Consider the following 2,377-nt stretch of genomic DNA (forward strand, 5'->3'; position numbering starts at 1 on the left):
CGGAGGGACGGTGCCGGGTGGGACGGTGCCGGGTCAGCGCAGGTCGGGGGGGAGCAGGCGGGCGAGGGTCCGCACGGCCCGGTACTGGAGGGTCTTGATGGCGCCCTCGTTCTTCCCCATCACCCGGGCGGTCTCGGCGACCGACAGACCGCTGAGGAAGCGCAGGGTGACGCACTCCTGCTGCTGGGGGTTGAGCCGGCGCACCGCGTCGAGCAGGGCGGTGTTCGACAGGTGTTCCAGCACCGAGTCCTCGGGGCTGCGCACCATCTCGTCGGGGTCGAGCATCTCCCCGGTGGTCACCTCGAGGCGGGTGCGGCTGGACTTGTAGTGGTCGGCGACCAGGTTGCGGGCGATGGTCACCAGCCAGGCGCCGAAGTCCTTCCCCTGCCAGGTGAAGGTGCCGATCCGGCGCAGGGCGCGCAGGAAGGTCTCGCTGGTCAGGTCCTCGGCGGTGGCGCGGTTGTTCACGCGGTAGTAGACGAAGCGGTAGACGGTGTCCGAGTAGTGGTCGAAGAGCAGGCCGAAGGCCTCGCCCTCGCCCGACTTGGCCCGTTCCACCAGATCGATGGTGCAGACGGCCCCGTCGTCGGCGGTGGGGCGACGGGTGGCGGGCACGGTGGAGGCGCCGCCCCGCCCGCCGCCCGCGCGGCTCGCCGCGCGACCGCGGACGGGGGCGTGGCCGGGGGCGTCCTCGGCCAGCGCGTAGGCGGGGCCGGCGAGGACGGGGCCGGGGTGCGCGACCGCGGCCAGGGCGCGCAGGTGGGGGGCGACCGCCGTGCGCAGTGCGGCCAGGCCCGAGGCGTCAGCCCGGACGTGTGGGTACACGGGACTCCCAGAGGCAGAGCGTTCGAACACGTGCAGTACGGGGACCGGAACCCGTCACCTGGTGGGCGGGCGGGAGCCGGGGCGTCCGAGGAGAATAACCCTTTGTGCCGGACGTGCTACGCCTGGTTGCGAAAGTCGCCGTTTGCGTTCGAGTGCTTACGGTTTGGGGGTGTCGCGCCAGGGGAACGCCATGCCAAATCTGATCAATTGGCGATTGAAACTGTCGTTTTGAAGGCGGGAAACGACGGCGTGGCCGAAACGGCGCGCCGGTGGGCCGGTTTCCACGGGGACGGACCGAGGGAAACGGGGCCCGAGGGGGGAGGCCCGGAGGCCGGCGGGGCGGGGCCTTCCCGCCGGCCCCGGAACGACATCGGCGATCACCCCGATCCGCCGTCCCGCGGTCGTCGGTGCCGCCCCCGCGCCCCGCCGCGGTCGAGCACCCGGCGCGAACGCGTGCGCGGTCCCGGGGCCCGCGGCGGGGTCGCGAGGGGATCCGGAACGCGGCCCGCACCCCCGGGGAGAAGGGCCCCGGGGCCGCGGGTGGTCAGCGGCGCCGGCGGCGGTTGGCCAGTGCGACGAGGGCGCCGCCCGCGACGGCACCGGCCCCCGCCACGGCGGGCACCCCCACCCGCACGGCCTTGCGCCCGGTGCGGTAGTCCCGCAGCAGCCAGCCGTGCTCCCGGGCGTGGGCCCGCAGCCGGCCGTCCGGGTTGATCGCGTGCGGCCGGCCCACCAGGGACAGCATCGGCAGGTCGTTGGCGGAGTCGCTGTAGGCGGCGCAGCGGGCCAGGTCCAGGCCCTCGGCGGCGGCGAGCGCGCGCACGGCCACCGCCTTCGCCGGGCCGTGCAGGGGCTCGCCGACCAGACGGCCGGTGTAGACGCCGTCGATCGACTCGGTCACGGTGCCCAGCGCGCCGGTGAACCCCAGGCGGCGGGCGATGATCCCGGCCATGTCCACGGGGGCGGCGGTCACCAGCCAGACCCGCTCCCCGGCCTCCAGGTGGGCACCGGCCAGTTCGCGGGTGCCCGGCCACATGCGCTTGACGAGGTACTCGTCGTAGATCTCCTCGCCGATCTCCATCAGCTCCGACACCCGGTGTCCGCGCACGATGGACAGGGCGTTGTCGCGGACGTCGGCCATGTGACCGGCGTGCTCGGAGCCCACGGTCCGGAACCACAGCTGTTGCCAGGCGAAGCGCGCCAGCTCCCGCTTGCGGAAGAACTTCCGTTTGTACAGCCCCCGCCCGAAGTGGAAGAGGGCTGCCCCCTGCATGACGGTGTTGTCCAGGTCGAAGAAGGCCGCGGCCCGCGGGTCGGGGGCGGTCGCGGGGGCGGCGAGCGGCTGTCGGTCCGATGTCGCGGGGGACATGGGTCGAGCATAAACGTCCCATCGCCCCGGCCGGGTTGCGTCGTGGTGGCCCCCGGGCCACCGGTGGGGGAACCCCGGAGGGCGGCGCGCCCCCGCGCCGGAGCGCGCGAGCCGGGGCGGTCGGTCGCCGAGGGGCGCGGGAGGGCGGATCGGCGGCACAATGTGCGTCATGTCCCCCATCAC

At 74.4% G+C, this 2,377-nt stretch carries 2 protein-coding genes; both read right to left on the reverse strand.

Annotation, left to right across the window (positions count from 1 at the left end; all coding sequences use genetic code 11):
• Nucleotides 1–33: 33 nt before the first annotated feature.
• Entirely contained in the window at nucleotides 34–825 is a 792-nt protein-coding gene (locus FOE67_RS22910) for an ECF subfamily RNA polymerase sigma factor, BldN family (RefSeq protein ID WP_182666740.1), read from the reverse strand.
• Nucleotides 826–1,369: 544 nt separating this feature from the next.
• Nucleotides 1,370–2,194, reverse strand: a complete 825-nt coding sequence (locus tag FOE67_RS22915; RefSeq protein WP_182666741.1) for an HAD family hydrolase — start codon at nucleotides 2,192–2,194, stop codon at nucleotides 1,370–1,372.
• Between the last annotated feature and the right edge of the window lie 183 nt (nucleotides 2,195–2,377).

The sequence above is a fragment of the Streptomyces calidiresistens genome, assembly GCF_014141525.1.
In the GTDB taxonomy this organism is placed as follows: Bacteria; Actinomycetota; Actinomycetes; order Streptomycetales; family Streptomycetaceae; genus Streptomyces; species Streptomyces calidiresistens.